This window comes from Kribbella sp. NPDC050459 (assembly GCF_040655315.1).
Taxonomy (GTDB): Bacteria; Actinomycetota; Actinomycetes; order Propionibacteriales; family Kribbellaceae; genus Kribbella.
Map to the genome: position 1 here is coordinate 903,707 of NZ_JBFAJQ010000002.1, position 26,449 is coordinate 930,155.

Sequence of the window (26,449 nt, forward strand, 5' to 3'; positions counted from 1 at the left end):
TCAGCGGTTATGGCGGACAAGACTGTGAAGATTCCCGGGCCGGACCACCCGATCACCGTGGGCAAGAACCCGGACCGGGTGGTCGTGAAGGTCGGCGACGTGGTGATCGCGGACACCCGCGACGCGCTGTCGCTGCAGGAGGCGAACTATCCGGCGGTGCAGTACATCCCGCGCGCGGACGTCGACTTCACGCGGCTCGAGCGCACCGAGCACCAGACCTACTGCCCGTACAAGGGCGACGCGTCGTACTACACGATCCTGCCGGACCTGGTGAACGCCGTCTGGACGTACGAGCAGCCGTACGACGCGGTCGCGGACATCCGCGAGCACGTCGCGTTCTACCCGGACAAGGTGTCCATCGAGATCATCGCCTGAATCACCGGGGCGAGCACCTCCGGCGGTACGACGTGGTGGTGGTCGGGGAGCTCGGTGAGCGTCGCGTTCGGCAGGATCGAGACGATCCGGTGGGCCGCGTCGAGCATGAACGGCGCGGTGGCGGTCCCGGCGACCACGAGGGTCTGCTGCGTGACCGCGCGGAGCGTCTCGACCGGTGTGTTGGCCTCGTGGGCCATCACCGCGAAGTCGTACGCGAGCGTCGGCGCGAGCTCCGCGACACCCGGTAGCGCGGCCACCTCCAGCGCGTCGGGCCGCGGCGCACCGGTCATCAGCATGAACAGCTCGACGGCCTCCCGGTTCCGGCCCTCGCGGATCAGTTCGAGCACCCGCTCGCCGTCGTCCGTCGGGTCCACGTCGTCGGGTCCGTACGGCGGCTCGTGCAGCACCACCTTCGTGACCGGCAGCTGACTCGCCGCGATCGCCGCCAGGCCTGCGCCGGACGAGTGCCCGTACACCGCCGCCGTACCGCCGAAGGCCGTCAGCAGCGCAGCGAGGTCTTCCACCTCGCGTTGGACGTCGTACGGGGTGCTGTCGCCGGAGTCCCCGCGGCCGCGGCGGTCGTACGTCACCACGTCGCAGTCGCTCGCCAGCTCGTCGGCCAGCGGCCGGAGCGCGTGCCGGTCGCACAGCGCTCCCCCGACCAGGATCAGCGGGTGCCCGCTGCCCAGGCGGTCGTAGGCGATCGTCGTGCCGTCCGCTGACGTCACTTTCTCCATCTGATGCTCCTCGCTCGTCGTGGCTGACGTCAGCGACGTCGGAGCCCGACGACGCACTTCGACATAGTCGGTGGCGCTTGGGCTGCCGGGGTGGTTCACTGCTTCGCGATGATCACGCGAGTCGATGACTACCTGCACAAGGTTCCCTTGTCCGGCGCGGTTCCCGAACAGGTCGGGCCGTTCACTTTGTTCCGCAGTACGACGATCTGGCCGTACTACGCACGCCCGGTGCCCAGTTCCGGGGCGACGATCCAGCCGGCTGACATCGAGCTCGTACGGGAGCGGTGTGCCGAGCTGGAGATCCCGCTGAGCTTCGAGTGGGTCGTGGAGACCTGCCCGTCGTTGGGTCCGGCAGCGGCGGCAGCCGGGCTCACTGTGGTCGAACACCCCTTGCTGGTGCTGGAGCGCGCGGACTTCCGCCCTGCCGTGGCAGATGCCCGCTGCGAGATCATCTCGGCCGACGACGGCCCGGTACGACAGGCCCGTGCGGTCGCCGGACTCGCATTCGGCGAGCCAGGCACGGCTGTTGGCTCGGCCGGGCCGGCAGAGCGGGACGCTGCGGCTGCCGGGATGGCGGCCGACACGGTCGCGGCCCTGCAGGACCGGATGCGGCGTGGTGTCTCTGTGACCGCCGGTGCGTTCACCGACGACGGCATGGTCGCCAGCGGGACTCACCAGCCGGTCGGCTCCATGACGGAGATCGTCGGCGTCGGCACGCTGCCGTCCATGCGCCGGCGCGGCCTGGGTGCCGCAGTGACCTCGACGCTCGTCGAGCACGCGCTGGACAACGGTGTGGACGTCGTACTGCTGTCCGCGGAGTCGGACGCGGTCGCAGCCGTCTACGAACGCGTCGGCTTCCACCGGATCGGACACGCCGGAGCAGCTGAGTGATAGGGAGTCCGGACACCCGTCTGGTCGTACTGCGCGGCAACTCGGGCTCCGGCAAGTCGACCACGGCCCGGACGCTGCGTGAACGCCTTGGCCGCGGTACGGCTTGGGTCGAGCAGGACCACATCCGCCGCATCCTGCTCCGCGAGCACGACCACCCCCGCGGGGTGAACATCGGGCTCATCGACACCACCGTCCGCTACGCGCTCGACCACGGGTACGACGTGGTGCTCGAGGGCATCCTGGACGCCGCACGGTACGGCGACATGCTGCGCCGCCTCACAGCGGACCACCGTGGCGCGACCTTGCACTACTACTTCGACATCCCTTTCGCGGAGACCGTCGTACGGCACGGGACGCGGGACCTGCCCGGCGTCAGCCCCGAGATGATGCAGGACTGGTACCGAGAGCGCGACGTACTCGACGGCGTCCAGCAGACCGTGATCGGCCCCGGCAGCACGCTGGACGAGACCGTAGCGAAGATCCTGACCGACCTCGGCGCGGATCCCGTACCGTTGTAGGGATGAGCACGACCGAGCCCACCCGCCCCCGTACCCTCGCCGAGGCGTTGCGGGGCTGGGGTGACGCCGCGCTCGGTGAGCTGCTGCGGCGGCGGCCGGATCTGGCGCTGCCGATTCCCGCGGACACCGGGCAGCTCGCGGCCCGGGCGACGAGCAACGCGTCCGCGGCGCGGGCGATCAACCGGCTCGACGAGTTCGGTGTGGACCTGCTGGAGTCGTTGTCCGCGCTGCCGGAGCCGGTGGACCTGGAGGCGCTGGCGCGGGGCGTCGGCCAGCCGGTCGAGGTCGTCCAGCCGCGGGTCGCCGAGCTGCTGGACCTCGCCCTGGTCTGGGGCGCCGAGGACGACCTGCGTCCGATCCGTGCGGTGCACGAGCTGCTCGGACCGACGCCGGCGGGACTCGGCCCGACCACGACCCGGCACTTCGGTGATCTGGACAAGTTGATCGACGACGCCGGCCCGGACGCGCGCGCGGTCCTCGACAAACTGACCTGGGGTCCGCCGACCGGCTCGGTCGAGAAGGCCGACCGGCCGGTGACGATCGCGTCGGCGCGCACGCCTGTGGAGCGGTTGCTGGCGCGCGGTCTCGTCGTACCCAAGGACGCGAACACGGTGGTGCTGCCGCGGCAGATCGGCCTGCACCTCCGCGGCGGGCGGGTGCTGGCGTCGACGCGTCCGGTACCGCCGCCGCTGGACGGCAAGAAGGTGTCTGCCACTATCGCGGACCGGGCCGCTGCCGGTGCGGCTCTGGACCTGGTGCGGTTGGTGGACCGGGCACTGGAGCAGCTGGGCACGGAGCCGCCGCCCGTCCTGCGTACGGGTGGTGTCGGTGTCCGTGAGCTGCGCAGCCTGGCCGGGAAGATCGGTGCCGAGGAGCACACCGCGGCAGCTGTGCTGGAGATGGCGTACGCCGCTGGGCTGGTAGCAGCGGTAGAAGTCGGTACGAGCGAGCTGTGGCTGCCAACCAGTTCGTACGACGACTGGCTGGAGCTGGACCTGGCGCATCGGTGGGCTCAGCTCGTCATGGCCTGGTTCTCAGGTCTCCGCGCGATCGGGCTGATCGGACGGCGCGATAGCACAGGTAGTACTGCGGCTGCGCGCGAGAGGTTGATCAACGCACTGGCACCGGACCTGGAGCGGTTGCTGGCGCCGGAGATCCGGCTGCTGGCACTGCACGCGCTGGCCGAGGCCGGTCCGGGGACTGCGCCGGCTCCGGAGACCGTGGTGACCTGGGTGGCTTGGCATCGCCCACGACGTGGCGGGCAGTTCCGGGACGACCTGGTCGAGTGGAGCGTGTCCGAGGCCGCCCTGCTCGGGCTGACCGGGTTGGGCATGCTGGCGTCGCACGCTCAGCCTTTGCTGGGATCCGAGCCGACTGCCGACGAGTTGGCCGAGGCGATCAGTCCGCTGATGCCCGAACCGGTCTCCGAGGTGCTGTTGCAGGCCGACCTCACCGCAGTGGCCCCTGGACCGCTGGTGCGTACGGTGCAGGACGAGCTGTCGGCGATGGCGGACGTGGAGTCCGACGGCGGTGCCGGCGTCTACCGGTTCAGTGAGAGCTCAGTACGGCGTGCGTTCGACCTGGGACGTACCGCGGAGCAGCTGCACACGTGGCTCGCGGAGCATTCCCGGACCCCGGTGCCGCAGCCCTTGGCGTACCTGATCGACGACGTTGCACGGCGCCACGGCGTACTGCGGCTCGGGACCGCGTCGACGTACCTGCGCTGTGACGACGAGACTGTGCTGACCCAGCTGCTCAACTCGAATCTGCCCGGTGTGCGGTTCCGTCGGCTGGCACCGACCGTGGTCGTGTCGCCGTCACCGCCGGACATGGTGCTGAGCAGGTTGCGCGACGCGGGGCTGGCGCCGCTGGCGGAGACGTTCGACGGATCGGTGCATGTAACCGGTGCGCCGCGCCGTGGCGAGGCGCCGCGTCGTCGTACCAGCAGGGACTTCAACGAGAGCGCGTTCGACCTGACCGACGACCAGGTGAAGGCAGTCATCGAGAAGGTTCGCGCGGGCGACCGGATCGCCGCCGAGCGCCCCGGCGACGACGGCCTGATCGAGCCCGCGGCCCCGGCGGAGACCATCGCCGTGCTCACCAACGCCGCCGAGGCGCACACCCGCACCTGGATCGCGTACGTCGACCACAACGGCCACTCCTCCGAGCGCATCGTCGAGCCGGTCCGCGTCGCCGACGGCTGGCTCACCGCCTACGACGACACCACCGACAACCCCCGCACCTACGCGCTGCACCGCATCTCTGCGGCCCGGGCGGTCGACTGATGGACGACGACGACAACCGAGCGTTCTGGGCGATGTTTCGCTGGTCGCCGAACGGCGGCTACCTGCCCCTGATCGTCCGAGCGTGGGTCTGGCCACGGCCGCGACAGTGGTGGTACCAGTTCCGCCTTCGGTGGGGCGGCCGGCTGGCGCCCGCGAAAGACCTGACTCTGATGCTGGAATCCGGCGGCTGGCGGACCAACATGGCCGCAATCTGGCTGATCGCGTCCGCGCAGCGGGCCGACCTCCGCCCGGTGATCGAAGAACACATGCTCGCGGGTCGGCCACGCGGCTTCGGCTGGACCTACAGCTACTGCACTGCGCTGGCCTGCCTCGGTACCGAGGCCGACGCCCGGATCCTCGCCGGCTACCTCGACCACGTGCTCGCCTTGCCCGTCGAGCCGGAGGGCCACAACACCCAGTGCCAGGGGCAGGCACTCGCCACGCTGATCTACCTCGACGAGCAGCTGGGCACTGCCTACGCCCAGCGCTTCCTGGGTGAAGGCGGCCCGTGGGAGCGCTGGCCCGGCTCGGCCGACGAAGACCTGTCGGCCTACGCGAAGCACATCCGCGCAGAGGTCGTCTTCGCCGCTGGAGGCAACCCGGGAACGCGCCGGGAGATGCGGGAGGAGCGCCGAGCCACCGAGTCCTTTTGAGGTAGGAGGCACAATGGAGGGTCGGGGCGACGATAGGAGTTGCGGGTGACAGACGGTCCACTGATCGTGCAGTCGGACAAGACGCTGTTGTTGGAAACGGCGCACGCGGACGCCAACGAGTGCCGGAAGGCCATCGCGCCGTTCGCCGAGTTGGAACGGGCGCCGGAGCACGTACACACCTACCGCCTCACCCCGCTCGGCTTGTGGAACGCGCGGGCCGCAGGGCACGACGCAGAGCAGGTCATCGACGTGCTGCTGCGCTACAGCCGCTATCCGGTCCCCCACTCGTTGCTGGTCGACATCGCCGAGACCCTGGATCGGTACGGGCGGCTGCGGCTCGAGAAGCACCCGCAGCACGGACTGGTCCTGGTGACGACCGACCGGCCGGTGCTGGAAGAGGTCCTGCGCAGCAACAAGGTCAAGCCGATGCTGGGCGCCCGGATCGACGACGACACGGTCCTGGTGCACCCGTCCGAGCGCGGTCACCTCAAGCAGACCCTGCTGAAGCTCGGCTGGCCCGCGGAGGACCTCGCCGGGTACGTCGACGGTGAGGCGCATCAGATCGACCTGGTGAAGGACGGCTGGGAGCTGCGCCCGTACCAGGAGCAGGCCACCGACTCGTTCTGGCACGGCGGCTCCGGTGTCGTCGTACTGCCCTGCGGCGCCGGTAAGACGATCGTCGGCGCGGCCGCGATGGCGCAGGCGTCCGCGACCACCCTGATCCTGGTCACGAACACGGTGTCCGCGCGGCAGTGGAAGGACGAGCTGCTCCGCCGCACCAGCCTGACCGAGGACGAGATCGGCGAGTACTCCGGCGCGCGCAAGGAGATCCGCCCGGTGACGATCGCGACGTACCAGGTGATGACGACGCGCCGGAAGGGCGTCTACACGCACCTGGAGCTGTTCGACGCGCGCGACTGGGGCCTGATCGTGTACGACGAGGTGCACCTGCTGCCCGCGCCGATCTTCCGGATGACCGCCGACCTGCAGACCCGGCGCCGGCTCGGGCTGACCGCGACGCTGGTCCGCGAGGACGGCCGCGAGGGCGACGTGTTCTCGCTGATCGGCCCCAAGCGGTACGACGCGCCGTGGAAGGACATCGAGGCGCAGGGCTGGATCGCGCCGGCGGACTGCATCGAGGTGCGGGTGGATCTCGAGCAGACCGAGCGGTTCGTGTACGCGACCGCCGAGCCCGAGGACCGCTACCGCCTGGCCGCGTCCACACCGGCCAAGTCGAAGCTGGTCCGCCGGATCGCCGAGCACCACGCCGGTGAGCCGCTGCTCGTGATCGGTCAGTACATCGACCAGCTGGACGAGCTCGGCGAGCGACTGGAATGCCCGGTGATCAAGGGCGAGACGACGGTCCGCGAACGGCAGCGGCTGTTCGACGCGTTCCGCAACGGCGAGATCACCCGGCTGGTGGTCAGCAAGGTCGCCAACTTCTCCATCGACCTGCCCGAGGCGTCCGTGGCCATCCAGGTCTCCGGCACCTTCGGCTCCCGCCAGGAGGAGGCCCAGCGCCTCGGCCGCGTCCTGCGCCCCAAGGGCGACGGCCGCACCGCCCGCTTCTACTCGATCGTCGCCCGGGACACCATCGACGCCGAGTTCGCCGCCCACCGCCAACGCTTCCTCGCCGAACAGGGCTACGCCTACACCATCGTCGACGCCGAAAACCTCTTCGCCTGAGAAACGTGCAAGGTCGACAGGACGTGTCGAGGTGCGGACGTGTGCCGCACGCTCAGCGCTCGCAGTACCGGGCGTGATCCGAAGGACATGTCTGTCGAGCTGGCACACGGTCACCCTGCGAGCCGCTGAGCCAGCGCGGCCCTGACGGTCGCGACGACCCAGGCCGGATCACCCATGACCTGCTCGAAGGTGAATCGGAGGACCAGCCACCCCGCGGCCACCAACTCGTCGTACCGATGGCAGTCGGCGGCGAAGTCGCGCCGGGAGCCGTGGAACTCGAACCCTTCCGCCTCGAGCGCCAACCGAGCTGCCCGGTGCCCGAGATCGACCCGAGCCCGAAACCACCCATGGATCACCAGCATCTGCGGTTCGAAGCCCTCGACACCCGCGCTGATGAGAAGCGCCCGGAGAACGGACTCGAGGAAACTGTCGGACAGGCCGCTCGCTGCCGCGGCTGTTCGGCGAGCGTTCGGACAGCCGTGACCACGTAGCGCGGCTGTGGCGGCGAGCAACTCGTCCTGGCTGAGCCGTTCGGTCGCGAGAGCCGCGTCCGCGACCGCCAACGCTTCGCCGAACGGAAGGGTGCGAGAGCAATCCACGACGGTCCGCAGGAGTGACGTGATCCGCTTGCGGCGTTCGCCGGAGGTGGTGTCGGCCCAATGCAGAACAGCCGGCGGCCCCGGACGGGGATGGCGCTTGGGCGGGAGGATGACGTGGGGTTTCTCCGGCACTGTGAGCAGCGGGAGCCCGAGCGCATGCGCTGCACTCATATGCGAGAGCACTCCGTCGTACGCGACCACGGCGAGCTCTTCGGCCGGAAGACCCGGCAACGCATAGATCCCCAGCGCGATCCGCTCTGCCTCACCGCACTCGAGCGCGGTCTCGACGGCGCGGCGGGAAGTCGCCGTGATCAGCTCGGACCGGGTCGCCCAACCGCCATGGCGCTCGAGGACCGCGCCGACCGATTCCATCCGAGGATGGTGCCCCAGACCGGCCGCACAGTGCTGTGGTTCATCCACAGGCGTGCAAGCTCGACAGGACGTGTCCGCATCTGAGTGTGCAAGGCACGCTCAGCCGACCGACAAGTCACTTTCAGTGGACGTATACGTCCTGTCGAGCTTGCACGGTCGCTACGAGTCCAAGCGGGTGTGGATTCCGTTGAAGTGGGACTTCATGGAGTGGGCGTAGGTTGCGGGGTTGCCGGACTCCAGGGCTACCAGGAGGTCTCGGTGCCAGGCGGCGGCGTCGGCGGGGGTGTAGCGGGCGCCGGGGAGGCGGGCGTCGACCTGGGCGAAGGTGCGCCAGAAGACCGAGAGCAGGTCGATGACGAGGGCGTTGCCGAGCGGCTCGTAGAGGGCCTGGTGGAAGGCCCAGTCCTCGTCGGGGAAGTACTTGCCCTCGGCGGCCGTGGCCTCCATGCGCTCGACGATCGGTTCCAGGGTCTCGTAGCCGTGCTGCTTGAAGTGGTCGACCACGTCGTCGGCGAGGCCGACCTCGATGGCCTGGCGGACCTCCAGGACGTTCTGTACGTCGCGGAGGTCGCCCGCCATCGACTGCGACATCCGGAAGGCGAGTCCGTCCTCCAGGGACTGCAGGTTCACCTCTCCGACGTACGTGCCGTACCCGTGCCGGATCTCGATGATGCCGACCGCCTGCAGCGCCTTCATCGCCTCGCGCAAGGGATGCCGGCCGACACCGAGCTGCGCCATCAGTTCCTGCTCGTTGGGCAGCGGGTCACCCGCCTTCAGCCCCCGCTCCAGGATGTACGACTTCATCGCGTCCCGGATGAAGGACTGGTTGCCTGCCGCACCACGTGCCCGGCTGAGCCCACCCGTTGTCACTGCCGGCCTCCCATTGTCTGAGATCGCTCAGTGTAATCCGGCGCGTTCCAGCAGCGGCCGGACAGCGGCGATCTCCGTGTCGTCCAAGGGGATGCTCGGGTACGCCGTGAGCGGGCAGGAGATCACGCCCAACAGGTACAGGCCGGCCTTGAACGCACCCAGCGCCGCCGAGCTCGCCCCCATCCGCGAGCGGTCCGCGACGTTGATGATCTCGAACAGCCGGAACAACCGGTCCTGCTCGTCGCGTGCCGCCGCCGCGTCGCCGGCCACCGCGGCCTTGAACAGACGCACGTAGCCGGCCGGGTCCACGTTGCCCAGCCCGGGGACGACGCCGTTGACGCCGAACGCCAGTGCGGAGTCGACCGTCACCTCCGAGCCGGTCATGATCACGAAGTCGTCCAGGTTCTTCTCACGGCGGGATATGACCAGCTCGCGCAAAGAGGTTTCCTGGCCGGACGAGTCCTTCACCCCCGCGATCACGCCCCGCTCGCCGAGGGATGTCACCAGCGACGCAGGCAGCTTGGTGCCGGCGCGAGGCGGGATGTCGTACGCGTACAACGGGGTGTCGCCGGTCAGCTCCGCCAGGCGCGTGAAGTGGCGCTCGATCTCGGCCGGATGGGTGGCGGCGTAGAACGGCGCGGTGGCGACGATGCCGGACACACCGGCCTTCAGTGCCGCGGAGACGTGGGAGGCAACCCGGTTGGTCGACGTGTCGATGACGCCGGCCAGGACCGGGACCTGTCCGGCCACCTCGCCGACAGCCGTCTCCAGCACGACCTGGCGCTGCTCGTCGGTCAGGAAGGTGCCTTCGCCGGAGGTGCCGAGCACGAACACCCCGTCCACACCCCCGGACAGCTGGTACTGGATGAGCCGGGCCAGCGATGCGGTGTCGACGTCGTACTCGGGGGTCAGCGGAGTGACCAGCGGCGGTACGACGCCGGCCAGACGGGCGGATGCGGTCAAGGGGTCTCCCAACCTCAAAGGGCGAATGGTGTGAAACGCAAGGTCGCGAACGACGAGGTCTCACCGGCCTCGTAGAAGATTCCGGCCGAACCGTCGGGGAGCAGCACCAGGTCGGAGTAGCCGGCCATGCCTTCGTGCACGACCAGCGCCGGCTTCCAGGACGCGCCGTCGTCCGAACTCACGAAGACGGTCAGCTCACGACGGCTGTCCGGGTTCACCGGCGTGGACAGCAGCAACCGCCCGTCGGGCAGGCAGAGCACGCTGCCCTGGATCCCGGGTGCGGTGATCTCGGGAATCCCGGCGTACGGCGCATCGAGCGTCTGACCGCCGTCCGACGACCACGCGTGCACCCGGGCCGGTCCGGTGCCCTGGTGATTGCGGGCGTTGAAGTACAACCGGCCGTCCGGCAACTCGGCGACGGTGGTCTCGTTGGCGTTGATCTCGGCGCCGTCGTTGCGGTCGACGAATCCGACCGACCACGTGACACCGCCGTCGTCGCTGTAGATGCAGTGCCCGCCGTTCAGCCGGATCAGGTTGTCCACCGGCCGGTCCAGGACGAACGAGTGGTTCGCCGGTACGACGAGACGCCCGGAGCGCAGCGTGATGCCGTGACACGGACCGGTCGCGTACCAGCCCCAGTCGCCCGGCTTCACCTGGGACGTGATCTCCACGGCCGCACTCCAGGTCGCGCCGTCGTCCGCGGATCGCTGCACGAAGACCCGCCGGCCGTCGACCGGATCGGTGCCCCGGGCAAGCGACATCTCGACCGCGTCGGCGCCGTTCTGCACCGTCACCAGCACGATGTCGCCCGATGCGGGATCGACCAGCGGCACCGGGTTGCCACACGTCTTGCCGGGCTGCGCCGAAACCACCTGCAACGGCAACCACGAGAGCCCGCCGTCGAGCGACCGGCGCAGCACGACCTCGATCTCGCCGGCGTCACCCGAGCCGTGCAGGCGGCCCTCGCAGAACGCGAGCAGCACCGAGCCGTGCGCGAGCATCGCCGGGATGCGGAACGTGTGATACCCGCTGCCCGCCGGATCGAAGATTTCCGAAGCGCCGACTCTTGATGACATAGGACGTACTATGTCATGGTGTGGGCCTCCGATGGAAGTGAGGCCTCATGCCGGTCAGCAGAAGAACATTCCTCGGCGGCGGTCTGGCCGCCGCCGCTGTCGCGGTCACGGGTACGCCGCTGCTGGCGGGGTGCGCGTCCGACAAGAAGAACACCGCCGCGGCGAACGCGGCCGTGAAGCTGCCGACGTACACGAAGTACGGCGAGATCACGCCGGACCTGCCCGGCACCGACGTGGTGCTGGACGGTTTCCTGAAGTACCCGGCGAACCCGGTCAAGGCGATCGCCGAGGCTCCTGGCGACGGCTCGCCGATCACGTTCATGACGAACATCCCCGGCGCGATCCCGCCGGCCGCCGACAAGAACCAGTTCTGGCAGGAGCTGAACAAGCGGCTCGGCTCCGAGCTGCAGATCAGCATGGCGTCCAACGACGAGTACAAGGACAAGTTCGCGACCCGGATCGCCGGCGGCGACCTGCCGGACATCCTGAACATCCCGACCGACACGCCGCAGATCCCCGGCCTGGTGAAGTCCAAGTGCATGGACCTGACCGAGCACCTGTCGGGTGATGCGATCAAGAAATACCCGTTCCTGGCGAACATCCCGGCCGAGTACTGGAAGGGCTGCGTGTTCAACGGCGCCATCTACGGCGTGCCGGTGCCGCGCGGCATGTCCCGGACGTCGCTCGCGCTGTACCGCGAGGACCTGCTCGCCGCCAAGGGCATCAAGGACCCGGCGCCGAAGAACTTCCAGGAGTTCTTCGACCTGGCCAAGGAGATGACCGCGGCCAAACAGAACAAGTGGGCCTGGACGCGGGTGCCGCTGTCGACCATCCGGCAGATGCTGGGGATCGCCAACGTCTGGAAGGAGGAGGGCGGCAAGTTCACCTCGACGTTCGAGGACGAGGCGCAGCTCGAGGCGCTCGAGGCCGGCCGCAAGATGGTCGCCGCCGGGGTGATCAACCCGGACGCCTTCAACGACAAGGCCAGCGCCCGCAAGCAGTGGTTCAACGGCGGCATCGCCGCGTTCGACTACGACAGCTTCGTCGCCTGGAACCAGTACTACAACGACAACACCGCCGGCGACGCGTTCGCGGTGAACATGCTCGACGTACCGGGCTTCGACGGCGGCGAGGGCAAGCCGTGGATGGGCTCGGCGCTGAACAACGTGACGTCGTTCAGCAAGGCCAGCAAGCACTCGGCCGAGACGCTGCTGAAGGTGGCCAACTGGATGGCGGCCCCGTTCGGCACCGAGGAGTACATGTTCCGCAAGTACGGCGTCGCGGGCCGGCACTACACGCTGCAGGGCACCGACCCGGTCCCGACGAAGGTCGGCGTAGTGGAGACGGGCATCGGTCTGCAGTACATCAGCGACTCGACGCTCGCGCTGTACTGGGCCGGCAAGCCTGACGTCCCGCGCAAGCAGCACGCGATCCAGGAGAAGGTCGCGAAGCGGCTCGTGTACGACGCGTCGTACGGGCTGTACTCCGACACCCAGTCGAAGAAGCAGACGCAGCTGTCCAAGACGATGACCGACCTGGAGGGCCAGATCGTGCAGGGCAAGAAGCCGGTGTCGGACTGGACCGCCGCGGTGCAGACCTGGAAGTCCTCGGGCGGCGACAAGATCCGCACCGAGCTCGAGCAGGCGCACGCCGACACGGCAGGGAAGTAATGCTGCAGAGATCCGCCAAGCACCCGCAGCAGCGCCTGAGCCTCGGCCGGCGGCTGCTGCGGGACCGCGTGCTGCTGCTGTTCGCGCTGCCCGGTGTCGCGCTGATCGTCGCGTTCCACTACGTGCCGCTGCTGGGCAACGTGATCGCGTTCAAGGACTATCAGCCGTTCCTCGGGATCGGCGGCAGCGACTGGTCGGGCTGGGCGAACTTCAGTGTGATCTTCAACGGCGACCCGGCGTTCCTGCGGGCGCTGAAGAACACGCTGATCCTCACCAGCCTGCAGTCGATCTTCGTGTTCCCGGCGCCGATCCTGCTCGCCCTGCTGCTGAACTCACTGTTCTCGGAGCGGATCAAGCGGATCGCACAGAGCATCCTGTACCTGCCGCACTTCATGTCCTGGGTGATCGTGGTCGCGCTGTTCCAGCAGATGCTCGGCGGCAGCGGGCTGCTGAACAACTACCTGCGGTCCCACGACCTGTCGACGATCGACATCATCGGGAACTCCGAGCTGTTCCACGTGCTGCTGACGTCGCAGATCATCTGGAAGGACACCGGGTGGGCGACCATCCTGTTCCTGGCCGCGCTGTCCCAGATCGACTCGCAGCTGTACGAGGCGGCCAGCGTGGACGGCGCGAGCCGGATGAAACAGCTCTGGCACGTCACGCTGCCGGGCCTGCGCGGGATCATCATCCTGCTGTTCATCCTGCGCCTCGGTGACTCGCTCACCGTCGGCTTCGAGCAGATCATCCTCCAGCAGCAGGCGGTCGGACGTGACGTCAGCGAAGTGCTCGACACCTACGTCTACAACAACGGCGTGCTGGGCGGCGCTTGGGGCGTGGCCGCGGCGGTCGGGCTCGTGAAGGGCATTGTCGGCGTGGTGCTCGTGCTGACCGCGAACAAGGTCGCCCACATCTTCGGCGAGCAAGGGGTGTACCAGAAATGAGCCGGAAGATCGTCCAGGGCGTCCCGATGCCTGGCTGGCCGATGCGGGCCTTCAAGGGCCTGGTGCTGCTGGTCTTCTGCGCGGTCGTGATCATTCCGTTCGTCGGCGTGATCTCGACCAGCGTGGCACCGAACAAGCAGATCAACGAGTCCGGCGGTCTGGTGCTGCTGCCGAAGTCGATCAACTTCGCGGCGTACGAGTCGTTGTTCGCCGGCGGTGTGGTGACGCGGGCACTGTTCGTCAGCATCTTCGTCACGATCGTCGGCACACTGCTGAGCCTGACCGTGTCGTGCCTGCTGGCCTATGCGCTGGGCCGCCCCGGCTTCGTGGCGGGCCGGCCGATCCTGCTGGTCGTGCTGTTCAGCATGCTGTTCTCCCCCGGCATCATCCCGCTGTACCTCACGGTGAAGGGCGTCGGGCTGCTGGACAGCATCTGGGCGCTGATCGTGCCGACGATGATCAGCGCGTTCAACGTGGTCGTCCTGCGGGCGTTCTTCATGAACCTGCCGAACGAGATCACCGAGAGCGCACGGATCGACGGCGCGGGTGAGCTGAAGACGTTCTCGTACATCGTGCTGCCGCTGTCCAAGGCCGTGCTGTCGGTGATCGGCCTGTTCTACGCGGTGGCGTACTGGAACGCGTTCTTCTCCGCGCTGCTGTACCTGAACGACTCCAGGCTGTGGCCGTTGCAGCTGGTCCTGCGGACGTACGTCATCAACGACACGCAACTCGGCAGCGCCGAGCTCGGCACCGAACTGCTGCCGCCGCAGGCCTCGATCCAGATGGCGATCCTGGTCGTCTCGATCGTGCCGATCCTGGTGATCTACCCGTTCCTGCAGCGGCACTTCGCGAAGGGGGTGCTGACCGGCGCCGTGAAGGGCTGACCGCTCAGGGGTTGCCCAGGGCAACGTCAGGGACCGGCCTGGGCCCATCCTGAGGGTCCGGCGAGTACCGTCGAACGGTATGGGGATACAGGCGCTGGAGCGGGTGGGGCAGGGCAGGGAACAACAGCAGAAGGTTTTTTGGAGAGTGGCCCGGGAAGCAGTCCTGCTGGCCACCCTCTTTCTCGTCTACAGCGCCGGCCGGCAGCTCGCTGCCCGGCACTCCGGGTCGGCCTTCGACCACGCCCACGAAGTGTTGTCGTTCCAGAACTGGCTGCATCTGCCGAACGAGGCCGCGGTCCAGCACTGGGCCTTCCAGTTCCCCCACCTGATCCAGGGCGCCAACCTGTACTACGCCAGCGTGCACGCGCCGCTGACGGCCGCCGTACTGCTCTGGCTGAGCATCTGGCGGCCGCAGGCGTACTCGCATGTCCGCTGGACGATGGTGTCATTGACCGGACTGGCACTGATCGGTCACATCGCGTTCCCGCTGGCGCCGCCGCGGATGATGCCGGGCTTCGTCGACACCGGGCTGCGGTTCGGTCAGTCCGTCTACGGACCGGACCACACCGGCGGAGCGGTGAACCAGTTCGCCGCCATGCCGAGCTTGCACGTCGGCTGGGCCGCCCTGATCGCGCTGTCGATGATCCTGATCACCCGGTCGCGCTGGCGCTGGCTCTGGCTGCTGCACCCGATCATCACGTTCGGCGTCGTCGTCGTGACCGCCAATCACTACTGGCTGGACGGCCTGGTCGCGCTGGTCCTGCTGGCGGCCAGCCTGCCGTTGCTCTTGCGGCGCGGCCTGCACGCAGACAGGCCATGGACCCGTAATTCAGTTCCGCCGCGCAGAGTGCTCAAGTAACGTAGCTGGGCTCCCCACACTCGCCGGAGGTTTCAGCATGCCCTCAGACACGTCCGACACTCTCCAGGCCGAGAAGGACTACCTGAAGACCTCCCGGGCGGCCCTGGCGCAGATGCGGGAGAAGACCGGCGCGCTGGAGATCCACAGCGCGGACCGGGTGAACCAGGAGTTCCTGCAGGCCGCCATCTTCCAGCGGATGAAGGAGCTGGAGGACGACCCCGACGTACCCCTGTTCTTCGGCCGGCTGGACTACCTCGAGCCGACCGACGAGACGTTCCACATCGGCCGCCGGCACGTGAACGACGCGCTGGGCGAGCCGCTGGTGGTGGACTGGCGGGCCGACATCTCGGTGCCGTTCTACCGGGCCAGCAAGACCGAGCCGATGGGCGTGGGGGTCCGTCGCCGGTTCGGCTTCACGCACGGCGAGATGACCGCCTTCGAGGACGAGGACCTCACCGCGAGTGGTCAGGACGACCAGCACAGCGACATCCTCGACGCGGAGATCGAGCGCCCACGGTCCGGCCCGATGCGCGACATCGTGGCCACCATCCAGCCCGAGCAGGACGTGATCGTCCGGGCCGGCGTCGAGGACACCATCTGCGTCCAGGGCGCCCCCGGTACCGGTAAGACCGCGGTCGGGCTGCACAGGGCGGCGTACCTGCTCTATGCGTACCGGGACCAGCTCAGCCGGGCCGGTGTCCTCGTCGTGGGTCCGAACGCGAGCTTCCTGCGGTACATCGGCGACGTCCTCCCCGCGCTGGGTGAGATCGAAGCGAAGCAGACGACCGTCGAGGACATGGTCGCCCGCGTGAAGGTGGCGGGGCCCGGGCCGGCGTTGGTCGACGTACTCAAGGGCGATGCGCGGATGGCCGAGGTGCTGCACCGGGCCGTCTGGTCCCACGTCAAGCTGCCCGAGGAGTCGCTCGTGGTGCCCCGTGGGGCGCACCGCTGGCGAGTGGCGGCGTACCAGGCCGAGGAGCTCGTCACCGAGCTGCGCGGCCGCGGCATCCGGTACGGCGCCGGCCGCGCGATGCTGCCGCAGCGGCTCGCGCACGCTGTCCTGCTGCGGATGGAGGCGGCCGGCGACTCCCCCGACGACCGCGTGCAGGACTCGGTGGCCCGCAGCCGCCCGGTCAAGCAGTACGCCGACGCGCTCTGGCCGGCTGTGGACCCGGCGAAGCTGCTCTTCCGCCTGCTCACCGACCCTGAGCTCCTGGCCCGGCACGCCGACGGCATCCTCACCGCGCAAGAGCAGGCGCTGCTGATCTGGGACAAGGTGCCGCGGTCCGCGGGCGCGGCCAAGTGGTCCGTCGCGGATGCCACGTTGATCGACGAGATCGCCGACCTGGTCGACCGTACGCCGTCCCTCGGGCACGTGGTGCTGGACGAGGCGCAGGACCTGTCCGCGATGCAACTGCGGGCCGTCGGGCGGCGTTGCTCGACCGGCTCGATGACGGTGCTCGGCGACATCGCACAGGGCACCACGCCGTGGGCCACGCCGTCGTGGGACGAGGCGCTGAAGCACCTGGGCAAGACCAGCGCCCACACCGAGGAGCTGACCGCCGGCTTCCGCGTCCCCGGTCAGGTGATCGAGTACGCCGCCCGCCTGCTGCCGTCGATCGCCCCGCACCTGAAACCGCCGACGGCGGTACGGCGGGCACGCGGTGAGCTGACCATCACGCGCGTGCCCGACAGCCTGGCCGCCGCGGTCACCACCGTCCGCGAGGTGTCGGAGCGTCTCGGCTCGATCGGGCTGATCGTCCCGGACGCGCTGGTCCCCGCGGCCCGCAAGGCTCTGCAGGGCATCCCGTTCTCGGTGCTGGGCGACGAGGACGACGTCGAGGCCCACCTGGACGTCGTACCGGCCTCACTCGCCAAGGGTCTCGAGTTCGACCACGTGGTGCTGGTGGAGCCGGCCGGCATCGTGGCTGGTGAAGCCGACGAGCGGACCGGGCTCCGCCGCCTCTACGTCTGTCTGACTCGTGCGGTCACCTCACTGGTCGTCCTGCACAGCGAGGACCTGCCCGCAGTTCTCAGTCAGCCGTAGCCGTGACGTAGATGTCCTCGTCACGCTCGAGCTCCTCGACGCGCTGCAGAGACGGGTCACGCCACAGCACGTAGACCAGGCCGAGCACGACGAGCGACAGCGCTGCGGCCAGTACGGGGAGATAGCCGACTCCGACGGTCTGGATGACCAGTCCGCCGACCACGGCCGACAGTCCGGCGCCCAGGTAGATCGCGGACGCGTTCAGGGAGATCAGGAGTCCGCCGCCGAGCTCCATCAGCAGGTTCTGGATCGGCGGGTTGAACGCCCAGGTCAGCATGCCCCACACCACGAGGGCCACCCCGGCGCCGGCCTCGGTCGTGAGCGTCAGGTCCAGCGTGGCGAGGACGGCCGTGATGCCGGCCATCAGGACGACCAGCGTGCGGAGGCTGCCGAACCGGTCCGTGATCCGTCCGCCGAGGAAGTTCCCGATCACCGCGCCCACGCCGTACAGCAGCAGGAGGAGGCCGGTGACGTTGCCGGTCAGTCCGGCGGTGTGCTTGAGCAGCGGCACGATGTAGATGTACACGCTGAACGCTGCGAGGACGGCGAGCACCGTGATGGCCAGGACGACCTGCACACGCCGGTCGGTCACACCCGCGAAGCGCTCGCGCAGACTGACCACGGGCGGAGCGTCGACCTTCGGGAGCACGCCACGCTCGGCGATGGCGACCAGTACGGCGACCGCGGTGATGAGTGCGAAGACGCCCTTGTAACCGAGCGTCGGACCAAGCAGTGTCCCGGCGGGTACGCCGAGGACCAGCGCGAAGGTGAGACCGCCGAAGACGATGGCCACTGCCCTGCCGCGTTCCTCAGGTGGCATCAGGCTGGTGGCGAACAGTGTGGCCGCCGGTGTGTACAGGGCGGCGCCGAGCGCGGCCACGACCCGGCCGGCGATCAGGACCGGGTAGTTGGCGGCCACCGCGGCGATCAGGTTGCCGAGCGCGGCCAGGACCAGTGCGGCGATCAGGAGGGTGCGACGCTCCCACCGGCCGGTCAGTGTGGACAGGATCGGGGCGCCGATCGCGTACGAGAGCGAGAACGCGGTGGCGAGCTGACCCGCGGCGGTGAGCGAGACGTGCAGCTCCGAGCTGACGTCGGGCAGGACACCGGAGACGACGTACGCGCTGGTGCCGACCGCGAACGCACCGGCGCCGAGCAAGTAGATCCGTGCGGACATCGAAGACCTTCCGGAGACGAGGTTCACTAGTTCGACGATCATCGTACTACGAAGTTCATCGAACTTCGACAGGCGTCGTACTATGGAGCCATGGCCACGAAAGTTCTCCCGCAGCCGGGGCGGGACGAGATCCGCGTCGAGGCGGTTCTCCAGGCGTTGGGCGAGCCGGTCCGGCTGACCATCGTCCGCGCGCTCGCCGACAACCCGGCCGGCGTCTGCTGCGGCGAGATCGAGCTGCCGGTGACCGCGTCCACACGGGCCCACCACCTCAAGATCCTGCGCGAGGCAGGCGTCCTGTCCACCCACACCGACGGCACCCGTCGGATCAGCATCCTGCGCCGCGAAGACCTCGAGGCCCTCTACCCCGGCCTGCTCACGGGCATCCTGTCGGCGAAGCAGTAGGCAACCGCAAGCTCGCGGTGGGGTGATCGTGGGACGGTTGTAGAAGTGCGGCTGGCAGACTGAAGCAGTGGTGGAGCTCCGGGCGCGGTGGGACGACTTGGTGCCCGGGTCTGCCTCGTTGGCCGACGACCTGGTCGCGCGGTACGTCGAGCGCACCCGTCGCGCCTACCGCGACCACTACCTCGGCATCGTCCTCACCGCGCTGGACTCGCTGATCCAGCTGTCCACGGACCCCACCAGCGTCCGCCTCGCGGCCTGGTTCCATCGAGCGGTCCATGAGCCGGGCGGCACCCCGGACGAGGACGCCGAAGCATCGGCCCGGCTCGCCGAGCAGCTGCTGCCGCAGTACGGCGTACCTCCTGTCCGGATCGCCGAGGTCGCCCGGCTGATCCGGCTGACCGGCGACCTCGCCGCACCGCCGCCGGACTCCTACGCGCCGCCGCGCCGCGACGCGAACGGTGACGTACTGCTGGATGCCGTCAACGCCGTCCTCGCGTCCGACCCCAGCCGGTACGCCGTCCACACAGCCGAGGTACGACGCGACGCCGGCGACCGGAAGGCCGCACTGGAGCACAGGTACGACGAGGTCCGCGAACTGCTCGGCGGCCACCTGTACCGGACCCAACTGGCGCGACAACGCCTCAGTCCGGTCGCCCGGGTCAACCTCGAGGCAGAGCTCGCCGAACTGGACAGCGAGCTCCCGGCCCCGTGGCGTGGCTGGCAACAGGCAGCCCTGACCGCAATCGCCACCTTCACCGCGATTGCGGCCGCGGTTGTCGCCATTGCGGCGTCGGGCGCGTCCTGGCAGACCCCGGCCGCACAAGACCAGGCCGGCTGGCCGACGGTAGCCCTGGCCGTCCTCTCGTTCTTCAGCGCACCAGTCCTCTTCCGCTGCGCCCGCAGTGCCAGCCAGCGCGCCCGCCTCATCGCAGGCGCCGTAGTGGCGGTTGCTGTCACCGGACTGCTCATCGCCTGGGCTCAAGCGCCCAGAACCAACCCGGCCGTCGGCGTGGGCCTGCGCGTCCCGTTGCTGATCTCCGCACTGATCCTGCTGCTCGGCGCCGGTGCGGCTGCCCTCGTCGCCTCGCTGCTCCGTACGCGGACCGCTCGCTTCCTGCCGGCCCGCAACCTCGGTCAGCAGCTCGCCTGGCTCGCCGTACCCGCAACAGTCGCCCTCGTCCTGTTGCTGATCGTCCAACCGCTGTCCCGCGGGTACGTCCTCCGGTCCAACGAGCGGATCGAGGGAGCCGCGCGTGCGGCCGGAAAGGCCAGCCCGTCGGTGCTCGACGGCGGCGTCGCGTGGGTCAGCGACTCCGTCGCGGGCACCGGAGCGGAGGAGGCGATCGGCACCCGGTACGGCGTCGCGATCCCGCGCCCGAACGGCGTGGTCGAGATGCTCGACGCGGCCACCGGCGCGCTGCGCTGGCGCTACAGCCGCTCCGACTCCGACGAGAAGCCCGTGATCGCGGCCACCGGCAACGGCGAGTACGTGCTCGCCCAGTTCGCCGACGTCGGCTACCTGCTGCTCGACGCGAACACCGGTCACCGCAAGGCGGCGTGGCCCGGCCGGACCCGGGACCGCTTCGTACTGCAGGCTCAACCGCTCCTGGTCGGCGAACGCTCCGGCAAGCTGCACGGTGTCGACCCCAGCGGTCACGAGCGCTGGACGTACGACTCCGGCGACTGCACCGACATGGGCGCCATCGCCACGGCCGAGACCGTGCTCACCTTCGTCAGCCACACCTGCGACGACCGGCCGGACGAGATGACCGCCCTGGACGTCCAGTCGGGCAAGAAACTGTGGACCAAGACCTCGGCCGACACCTACCGCCGCCCGGTCGTGGTCGCGGGTCTCGTCGTCGTGGCCGAGCCGGGCGGCGACTCCGACGTACCGGCAGCGCTGACCGCGATCGAGCCGCGCACCGGCGACATCCGGTGGCGGTGGGAGGTGCCGAAGACCTGGGCCTGCCGCACGCTGCTCAATGCGGCCGGGAAGTACCTGATCGTCATCGACTGCCCCGGCCCGAGCACCACGGTGAGCCGCCGGACGATCGTCACCGCCATCGACGCCAACACCGGCCTGACCGCCTGGCAGGCCCTGGCACCGGTGAACCCGCGAAACAAGGTCACGGTCACGGCGGACGGCCGAGTCGTCTCACTGGCCCGCGGCACCACCGCCTGCGTCGCCAACGTGATCAGCCGCGCCGGTTTCCGTCAGACCCGCCTGCCCACCGGCATCACCTGCAGCCGCGACCCCCGCGCCGTCGGCAACCTCGTCCTCACCTCCGGCCGGAACACCGTCATCGCCCTGCGCTAGTGACTGCGCGTAGCCGGGGTCGTCCGCGAGGCCCGGAGGCCGCGCCGGAGTGTGATCTGCGCCGCAATTCCACGGGTGCAATTCGTTGCGGAGCGCAGTTGCCGGAGCGGTCAGGTGACGAGCCGATATCGCTTTGGCCACGGACCGATCCGGGAACGCCGGATCGGTCGGCGACGGCTCCCTACCGGTGCCAGACTCCTTGGCCATGGACCTGCGCGACCAGTGGAATCGCCTGCTGCCGCACGCGCAGCCGTTGGGCGACGACCTGCTGGCTCGTTACGCAGAGCAACATCGCCACTATCACGACCAGCAGCACCTCGCCGAGGTCCTCCAGACCATCGACGAGCTGGCCGAGTACGCCGACGACGCGGACACAGTGCGGCTGGCGGCCTGGTTCCACGACGCCATCTACGACCCGCAGGCCGACCCCGGCGAGAACGAAGAGGTCTCGGCGCAGCTGGCCGAGCTCGAGCTGGCGGCGTACGGCGTCGAGGCCGCGCGGGTCGAGGAGATCGGCCGCCTGGTCCGGCTGACCGCGAAGCACGACTGCGCGGCGGACGACCGCAACGGCGCCGTGCTCTGCGACGCCGACCTGCGGATCCTGAGCCTGCCGGCCGCACGGTACGACGAGTACGCCGCCGGGATCCGGCAGGAGTACGAGCACATCGCCGACCGGGACTTCGCCCGCGGCCGGATGTCGTTCCTGCAGAGTCTGAGCGAGACCCGGCTGTACGCGACCGCCAAGGGCCACGAGGAATGGGAACGGCCGGCCAGGGAGAACCTGACCCGGGAGGTCGGTTCGCTGGGCCCTAAGGCGGCCCGACCGATCGGCGGGCTGATCCCGGTCGTCTACTTCGGTGCGGCACTGGGAGCGGTCGTCGCGTCCTCGGTCCTGCTGGGCCGCGGCCTCGGCGCGGCCGCCAAGTGGCCGGCCGAACCGGCCGATATCAGCGGCTTCCCGGTGTGGGCCCCGATCGCCGGTACGGCGGTGGCGGCCGCGCTGGCCTGTGCGTGGTTCCGGCGGTCGCAGCAGCGGCTGGTGACCGTTCCGGCGATCGTCTTCGCGGCTGTCGGGCTCATCGCCGTCGGCGTGTGCTGGTGGCGCTGGCCGGTCGCCCAGCCCGGTGCAGCCATGTCCGAGCGCTGGCCGTACCTCCTGATCGCCTCGGTCGCACTGGTGCTCGCCGGCGCCTTGCTGGCGCTGGCACGACGGCTGCGGCTCGCCCCGCCATACGCCCAGGCTCCCCCGCGTTGGCTGGGCGTCGGCGCGACCGTCGTGTGCGGCGCGCTGCTGGCGTGGGTCGTCGTCTCGGCGGGCGAACCGTTCGTCCAGGCCCGGCTGGAGACGGCCAACACGGTCAGCACGACCACGACCGCGCAGCCGACCCAGCTGCCGGTCCAGCTCGACGGGACGTTGGCGTGGAGCCGTGAGGTCCCGGCGACCGGCGCTATCACCGGTACGGCGGGCGGCGTCGCGGAGCTGCGGCCGGACGGCGTCGTCATGTCCGACGCGGCCACGGGCCAGATCAGGTGGCGGTACTCCCGGGCCGACGTCCAGGACGCCGCGTCCAGTGGCGCCAAGGGCCTGGTGGTGTCCGCCGACGGACGCACTGTCGTGGCGCATCTCCCGCGCTCGGACAACCGTGCCCCCGCGGGCATCAAGCTGCCGACGTACGCCGTACTGAACGCGGTGAGCGGACAGGTGCTGACCGAGGTCGACACCGACGGGACCGCGCTGGCCGTCGACGCCGACCAGCTGCTCGTGGCTGAAGACAACTATGTGGTCGCGCACGGCGTCAGCAGCCCGACACACTGGCGGGCGCAAGTGCGCTGCACGGTCACCCAGGGCGCGCTGGTCGGCGACCAGGCAGTCGTCGTTGACGCGTGTGCTGGCAACGGCGCCGTCGTCCGCGGCCTGGACATCAAGACCGGCGCACAGCGGTGGGAGGTCGACCTGGGCGCACGGATCGACCTGAGCTCGGAGCTGGACCCGTCGACGTGGGTCGGCGACCTGGTCGCCGTACCGGACACCCGTGAGGTCTCCGGCCTGATCTGGACCGGCGCCGCCGGCGGCACCCTGTACCAGTGGTCGGTCGACATCAGCGAAGGCCACCTGATCTGGACCACGCCTGTCCCGGGCACCCCGCGCCCGCGGCTCGGCTCCTCGTCCTGCGACGCGCAGCTGGCCGCGACGCACGCCGCACTGGTGCTGATCACCTGCCGGACCGGGAACGACCCCGGACAACCGCAGACGTACGACGTGTCGTCGTCGAGCCCTGCCGACGGGACACCGCAGTGGCACCACCTGCTGCAGGTACCGCCGCGGCTGCAGCAGCCGGAGTACCCGCGGAACGGGTTCGCACTGCTGCCGGACGGGCGCGTGGTGACGCTGATGCCGCAGCCGAACGGCAGCTGCTCCCCCGTGATGATCGGCACCACCGGCGTCCAGCCGCGACCGATCCTGCCCAGCCCGAACACGCAGCCGGTGGCCAAGTCCGAGGAAGTCACCTGCAACAGGCCGGCCGTCACGGTGGCCGCCGCCCGCCCGATCTTCTCCGACGGAACCCGGCTGTTCGCGCTCAACTGAGGGCCCGGGAATTCTGTTGCTCCCGGCACTGTTGACACCTACCGTGATCCGCATGTTCCGCGTGGTTTTCGAGTCCGACCTGTCAGGCACCGGCCTGACGGGCGCTCCCACGTGGGCTCTGTCAGTCGATTGCACCGGCGCGCGAAGCTGACCCTCCTCCTGCCCAGCAGGACCCGCGGAGGAGGGTGGCCCGAACCGGCCCCCTCCACGCGGTGACAGCGCTGTGAGGGCTTGCCGGAGGGTCCTGGCTCACACCGAACCTTCTGACAGACAAAGGAATTTCTGATGGCCAAGAGCCAGTTCGTGCGGACCAAGCCGCACCTCAACATCGGGACGATGGGTCACGTCGACCACGGCAAGACCACGGTGACCGCCGCGATCACCAAGGTGCTCGCGGAGCGCGACCCGAGTGTCAACCGCTTCGTCGCCTTCGACGGCATCGACCGTGCGCCGGAGGAGATGCAGCGCGGGATCACGATCAACATCTCGCACGTCGAGTACGAGACCGCGACCCGGCACTACGCGCACGTGGACATGCCCGGGCACGCCGACTACGTCAAGAACATGATCACCGGCGCCGCCCAGGTGGACGCCGCGATCCTGGTCGTGTCCGCGCAGGACGGCGCCATGCCGCAGACGCGGGAGCACGTGCTGCTCGCGCGCCGGGTCGGCGTACCGTACCTGGTCGTCGCCCTGAACAAGGCCGACACCGTCGACGACCCGGAGCTGCTCGACCTGGTCGAGCTGGAGGTCCGTGAGCTCCTCTCGGAGTACGGCTTCCCCGGCGACGACGTACCGGTCGTTCGCGTGTCCGGACTGAAGGCGCTGGAGGGCGACCCGCAGTGGACCGCCGCGATCGGCGAACTGCTGGACGCGGTCGACAACTACGTGCCGGTCCCGGACCGTGAGCTCGGCGAGCCGTTCCTGATGCCGATCGAGAACGTGCTCACCATCAGCGGCCGCGGCACCGTGGTCACCGGTGCCGTCGAGCGCGGTTCGCTGAAGCTCGGCGACGCGGTCGAGGTGGTCGGGCTCGGTCCGACGATCACCAGCACGGCGATCGGGATGGAGACGTTCGGCAAGTCGCTGGAGTCCGCGGACGCGGGCGACAACGCGGCGGTGCTGCTGCGCGGCGTGAAGCGCGACGAGGTCCGTCGCGGCCAGGTGGTGGCGCTGCCGGGCAGTGTCCGGCCGCACCGCAGGTTCCGGGCGAACCTGCACGCGCTGTCCACCGCCGAAGGTGGCCGGCACACCCCGTTCGCCGCGGACTACCGGCCGCAGTTCTACTTCCGGACCACGGACGTGTCCGGCGGGATCGACCTGGGTGCGATCGCCCTGGTGATGCCCGGCGACACGATCGAGCTCGGCGTGGAGCTGGAGAAGCCGGTCGCGATGGACGTCGGCCTCGGCTTCGCGGTCCGCGAGGGCGGCCACACGGTCGCCGCCGGCACCGTCACCGAGCTGCTCGACTGAACGACGGCCCCCGACCTACCCGGTCGGGGGCCGTTTTCTGTGCCGTAGCCCCGACGCGATCAACCGGCTGACCAGTTCACGGCTGGACACCGGTACGGCGCCGGCGGCGACCAGGTCGTCGTACCGGTCGCTGGGTACGTCGTAGTGGTCGCGGTCGAAGCCGCGTTCCGGGATGCCGTTGGCCTTCGCGAACGCGTGCAGCTCCTCGTGGGACTCGTCGCTCACCAGGTGCGACCAGATCCGGTTCCAGGCCGGCCAGGCGGGCGGGTCGATGAGGATCATTCGCGCGCGTCCTGGGCGTCGAGCAGGGTGCGCCACGAGCGCACGAACCGGGAGTTCACGTACGCCTTCGTCCACGAGCCGTCCTGGCGGACCGACGTACCGACGTGGAACCGGCGGACGCCGCTCTGGTAGAGCCAGGGCACGTGTTCGGGCTGCAGGCCGCCGCCCGCCATCATCACGCCCGCCACCGCGGCGTCCTCCTTCGCCAGCTTGCACAGGTCGTCCAGACCGTGGCTGACACCGATCGACGAGCCCGCCGTCAGCACGCAGTCCAGACCGGGCAGCGTGCGCAGTGCGCGCCAGGCCTGCTGCTGATCCAGGACCGCGTCGATCGCGCGGTGGAACGTCCACGGCGTCCCGGCGAACGTGCTGACCAGCGCGGACACCGACTCGACGTCCACCTGGTTGTCCGGCGTCAGGAACCCGAGCACGAAGCCGTCCGCGCCCGCGGCCAGGAAGGACTGCGCCATCGCGGTCAGCCGGTTGAGGTCGGCGCCGTTGGCGGTGAACGAGTTCTCCAGCCGCAGCATCACCCGCAGCGGCAGGTCGGTGGCCCGGCGGATCGCACTGACCGTCGACACCGACGGGCACAACCCGTCCGCCTCCATCGAGGCGCACAGCTCCAGCCGGTCCGCCCCGCCCTCCTGCGCCGCCTCCGCGTCCGCGGGATGCAACGCGATGATCTCCAGCAACGAACCCATGCGCGCCATCATCTCCCATATTGCGGTTGCACTCGCGCACGACCATCTGTATCGTTTTTCTAGAACGATTTAGAAGAACGA

Annotated in this window: 23 protein-coding genes; 15 read left to right on the plus strand and 8 right to left on the minus strand. The window is 69.5% G+C overall.

The window, feature by feature from the left end:
* The first annotated feature begins 9 nt into the window (after positions 1-9).
* On the plus strand, positions 10-375 hold the full coding sequence (locus AB0I12_RS10380) for a DUF427 domain-containing protein (protein WP_359927382.1): 366 nt from the start codon (positions 10-12) through the stop codon (positions 373-375).
* Here the strand turns inward: AB0I12_RS10380 and AB0I12_RS10385 are convergent.
* Positions 339-1,112, minus strand: coding sequence for an alpha/beta hydrolase (locus AB0I12_RS10385; protein WP_359927384.1), 774 nt, complete (start codon positions 1,110-1,112; stop codon positions 339-341). The genes AB0I12_RS10380 and AB0I12_RS10385 overlap by 37 nt on opposite strands.
* 108 nt (positions 1,113-1,220) lie before the next feature.
* Between AB0I12_RS10385 and AB0I12_RS10390 the strand changes: the two genes are divergently transcribed.
* The 5 genes from AB0I12_RS10390 to AB0I12_RS10410 are packed head-to-tail and all read left to right on the plus strand — an operon-like array spanning position 1,221 to position 7,145.
* A complete protein-coding gene (locus AB0I12_RS10390; protein WP_359927387.1) occupies positions 1,221-2,003 on the plus strand; it encodes a GNAT family N-acetyltransferase in 783 nt (260 codons plus the stop codon).
* Positions 2,000-2,521, plus strand: a complete 522-nt coding sequence (locus AB0I12_RS10395; RefSeq protein WP_359927389.1) for an AAA family ATPase — start codon at positions 2,000-2,002, stop codon at positions 2,519-2,521. The genes AB0I12_RS10390 and AB0I12_RS10395 overlap by 4 nt, the downstream gene beginning before the upstream one ends.
* Before the next feature lie 2 nt (positions 2,522-2,523).
* Positions 2,524-4,806, plus strand: coding sequence for a helicase-associated domain-containing protein (locus AB0I12_RS10400; RefSeq protein WP_359927392.1), 2,283 nt, complete (start codon positions 2,524-2,526; stop codon positions 4,804-4,806).
* Positions 4,806-5,459 carry a DUF6000 family protein gene (locus AB0I12_RS10405; protein ID WP_359927394.1) on the plus strand — a complete coding sequence of 218 codons (654 nt, stop codon included), beginning with the start codon at positions 4,806-4,808 and terminating at the stop codon, positions 5,457-5,459. Before AB0I12_RS10400 ends, AB0I12_RS10405 begins: the two co-directional genes overlap by 1 nt.
* Positions 5,460-5,504: 45 nt before the next feature.
* Entirely contained in the window at positions 5,505-7,145 is a 1,641-nt protein-coding gene (locus tag AB0I12_RS10410) for a DNA repair helicase XPB (RefSeq protein ID WP_359927396.1), read from the plus strand.
* 110 nt (positions 7,146-7,255) lie between these two features.
* On the opposite strand, the gene AB0I12_RS10415 is transcribed toward AB0I12_RS10410, so the two are convergent.
* The 4 genes from AB0I12_RS10415 to AB0I12_RS10430 all read right to left on the minus strand — a co-directional run bounded on the left by AB0I12_RS10415 (position 7,256) and on the right by AB0I12_RS10430 (position 11,025).
* Positions 7,256-8,116: a DUF559 domain-containing protein gene (locus tag AB0I12_RS10415; protein ID WP_359927399.1), complete on the minus strand. Its 861-nt coding sequence runs from the start codon at positions 8,114-8,116 to the stop codon at positions 7,256-7,258.
* A 159-nt stretch (positions 8,117-8,275) separates the two neighbouring features.
* Positions 8,276-8,986 carry an FCD domain-containing protein gene (locus tag AB0I12_RS10420; protein ID WP_359927401.1) on the minus strand — a complete coding sequence of 237 codons (711 nt, stop codon included), beginning with the start codon at positions 8,984-8,986 and terminating at the stop codon, positions 8,276-8,278.
* Between the two features lie 27 nt (positions 8,987-9,013).
* Complete coding sequence (locus tag AB0I12_RS10425; protein WP_359927404.1) at positions 9,014-9,949, minus strand: dihydrodipicolinate synthase family protein; 936 nt, start codon at positions 9,947-9,949, stop codon at positions 9,014-9,016.
* Positions 9,950-9,963: 14 nt separating this feature from the next.
* On the minus strand, positions 9,964-11,025 hold the full coding sequence (locus AB0I12_RS10430) for a sialidase family protein (protein WP_359927406.1): 1,062 nt from the start codon (positions 11,023-11,025) through the stop codon (positions 9,964-9,966).
* Between the two features lie 47 nt (positions 11,026-11,072).
* On the opposite strand from AB0I12_RS10430, the gene AB0I12_RS10435 reads away from it, so the two are divergent.
* The 5 genes from AB0I12_RS10435 to AB0I12_RS10455 all read left to right on the plus strand — a co-directional run bounded on the left by AB0I12_RS10435 (position 11,073) and on the right by AB0I12_RS10455 (position 17,429).
* Complete coding sequence (locus tag AB0I12_RS10435) at positions 11,073-12,695, plus strand: extracellular solute-binding protein (protein ID WP_359927409.1); 1,623 nt, start codon at positions 11,073-11,075, stop codon at positions 12,693-12,695.
* On the plus strand, positions 12,695-13,639 hold the full coding sequence (locus AB0I12_RS10440) for an ABC transporter permease subunit (RefSeq protein ID WP_359927412.1): 945 nt from the start codon (positions 12,695-12,697) through the stop codon (positions 13,637-13,639). The genes AB0I12_RS10435 and AB0I12_RS10440 overlap by 1 nt, the downstream gene beginning before the upstream one ends.
* The gene (locus tag AB0I12_RS10445; RefSeq protein ID WP_359927414.1) at positions 13,636-14,523 is read left to right on the plus strand and encodes a carbohydrate ABC transporter permease; all 888 of its coding nucleotides are present in this window, start codon (positions 13,636-13,638) and stop codon (positions 14,521-14,523) included. The genes AB0I12_RS10440 and AB0I12_RS10445 overlap by 4 nt, the downstream gene beginning before the upstream one ends.
* A gap of 145 nt (positions 14,524-14,668) precedes the next feature.
* A complete protein-coding gene (locus AB0I12_RS10450) occupies positions 14,669-15,382 on the plus strand; it encodes a phosphatase PAP2 family protein (protein WP_359927416.1) in 714 nt (237 codons plus the stop codon).
* Positions 15,383-15,419: 37 nt separating this feature from the next.
* Positions 15,420-17,429 (plus strand): AAA family ATPase, encoded by a 2,010-nt coding sequence (locus tag AB0I12_RS10455; protein WP_359927418.1) that lies wholly within the window; start codon positions 15,420-15,422, stop codon positions 17,427-17,429.
* On the opposite strand, the gene AB0I12_RS10460 is transcribed toward AB0I12_RS10455, so the two are convergent.
* Complete coding sequence (locus tag AB0I12_RS10460; protein ID WP_359927419.1) at positions 17,416-18,606, minus strand: MFS transporter; 1,191 nt, start codon at positions 18,604-18,606, stop codon at positions 17,416-17,418. The two genes, AB0I12_RS10455 and AB0I12_RS10460, sit on opposite strands and share 14 nt — an antisense overlap.
* A 90-nt stretch (positions 18,607-18,696) precedes the next feature.
* Between AB0I12_RS10460 and AB0I12_RS10465 the strand changes: the two genes are divergently transcribed.
* From AB0I12_RS10465 to tuf, 4 genes are all read left to right on the plus strand, one after another.
* Entirely contained in the window at positions 18,697-19,008 is a 312-nt protein-coding gene (locus AB0I12_RS10465; protein WP_355699606.1) for a metalloregulator ArsR/SmtB family transcription factor, read from the plus strand.
* Positions 19,009-19,075: 67 nt separating this feature from the next.
* A complete protein-coding gene (locus AB0I12_RS10470) occupies positions 19,076-21,325 on the plus strand; it encodes a PQQ-binding-like beta-propeller repeat protein (RefSeq protein WP_359927422.1) in 2,250 nt (749 codons plus the stop codon).
* Between the two features lie 205 nt (positions 21,326-21,530).
* Positions 21,531-23,912 (plus strand): PQQ-binding-like beta-propeller repeat protein, encoded by a 2,382-nt coding sequence (locus AB0I12_RS10475; RefSeq protein WP_359927425.1) that lies wholly within the window; start codon positions 21,531-21,533, stop codon positions 23,910-23,912.
* 285 nt (positions 23,913-24,197) lie between these two features.
* A complete protein-coding gene (tuf, locus tag AB0I12_RS10480) occupies positions 24,198-25,385 on the plus strand; it encodes an elongation factor Tu (protein WP_359927428.1) in 1,188 nt (395 codons plus the stop codon).
* Positions 25,386-25,400: 15 nt separating this feature from the next.
* Here the strand turns inward: tuf and AB0I12_RS10485 are convergent, their stop codons facing one another.
* Positions 25,401-25,667: a DUF4031 domain-containing protein gene (locus AB0I12_RS10485; RefSeq protein ID WP_355699602.1), complete on the minus strand. Its 267-nt coding sequence runs from the start codon at positions 25,665-25,667 to the stop codon at positions 25,401-25,403.
* Complete coding sequence (locus AB0I12_RS10490) at positions 25,664-26,368, minus strand: copper homeostasis protein CutC (RefSeq protein ID WP_359927431.1); 705 nt, start codon at positions 26,366-26,368, stop codon at positions 25,664-25,666. The genes AB0I12_RS10485 and AB0I12_RS10490 overlap by 4 nt, the downstream gene beginning before the upstream one ends.
* Positions 26,369-26,449: the final 81 nt, after the last annotated feature.